This is a genomic window from Vibrio sp. Vb0304 (assembly GCF_033338995.1).
GTDB lineage: Bacteria > Pseudomonadota > Gammaproteobacteria > Enterobacterales > Vibrionaceae > Vibrio > Vibrio alginolyticus.
Genome location: NZ_JAWOTT010000175.1, coordinates 1 through 1,299 on the forward strand (window position 1 = coordinate 1; position 1,299 = coordinate 1,299).

General features: G+C 34.0%; 1 protein-coding gene and 1 pseudogene. Both read right to left on the reverse strand.

The genetic code is table 11. The annotated features are described in order from the left end of the window. The coding region (locus tag R7P35_RS24750) for a hypothetical protein (protein WP_411978892.1) at positions 1-219 on the reverse strand (219 nt) is incomplete at its 3' end. 892 nt (positions 220-1,111) lie between these two features. Further along, a pseudogene (locus R7P35_RS24755) lies at positions 1,112-1,299 on the reverse strand (HlyD family type I secretion periplasmic adaptor subunit); the annotation flags it as partial.

Sequence of the window (1,299 nt, forward strand, 5' to 3'; positions counted from 1 at the left end):
GTCGCCCAACATAACATCCCAAACCGCGTTTATCACTGAGACATCTGCAATTGTGTCCGCCGTTGTATTTTTTACCTCAATCGAATACGAAATTTCTTCACCATTTTCATAATGACTCCCAGAAGCAGGACTAAATGAAATTTCCACCTCTCCTGCTGCTAGAGCGTTTGCAGAGGTAAATAAGGCAACTAAGAGTAAGGTAAAACAACGCTGAACCATCGACACAGTACTTTCCAATTTATATAAAATTCTTATGAATTACCGAGAGTAAAATGAACACAAAATCGTCAAAATTTTGAGGCGACGAATTTTTGACGACAATTAATCAATAAATGTCACGATATGGTCAATTTTTTATTTAATAACCATAAATAGGTAGATATATAATCTTATGATTGCACATCCAATAATTTATAACGTTCGAAAACCATAGGATCTGGCTATATCGTTAGATTTAAAACATGAATTAGTAGATAGGTGAAAGGTAACTGATTATGATATTTAAATTTATATGAAACGACTGTTATCAGAATTATCTGACAACAACTTCAAACTAGTAACACAGCGTTGTAGATGAAAACAATGATGACTACTAGATAAGTCATCATTTTATCAAACCAAGCCAAAATAGAAATTATCTATTAAAAATCAACAATATAAAACAAAAATCAAGAAGAAAGCCGTAATCCACACCATTTAATAGACATTATTTTCAAAAAACATTAGGAATGATTCGACGCATTATGATTTATAGCGAAACTTAGCCATTCTCGATCGAAAAAATTGACATATAGGAAAGAAAATTACCGATCTTAAGTAATACAAAACCTACAAAGCAGGATAATTCCTACAAATAACCAAGAAAATATCATTCGTTTTCGATTTGGATTGTTAATCCCCTCAAAAATACCAATAAAAACAAACTGAAAAATCAAAACATCAGAGTGTTGATAATTAAAACTGTCACTCGAAAACCATCGGTAGATTGGTTCAACCTTAGTAACATATATCCGATTCAAATACGCTATTTGAAAAAGAAAAATGCCCCGCTAGATCTATATCCAGCGAGGCATGTAATTGGCGAGAATACGCTTCTTCGAAGACAGAATACCTATTCTTCTCGAAATGCTCGGTTCATGCTTTCTGTCAGTGGCTTAATCAAATAACTCAGCGGTGTTCGAGGCTCAGACAAAATGAGTACTTCGGCGTTCATTCCGGATGTCAAACGGTACTTGGCAACATCATCTTGAGAAATTGAGATTCGCGCTAGGTAATAGTCATCTTGGTTTTCTTGTGACA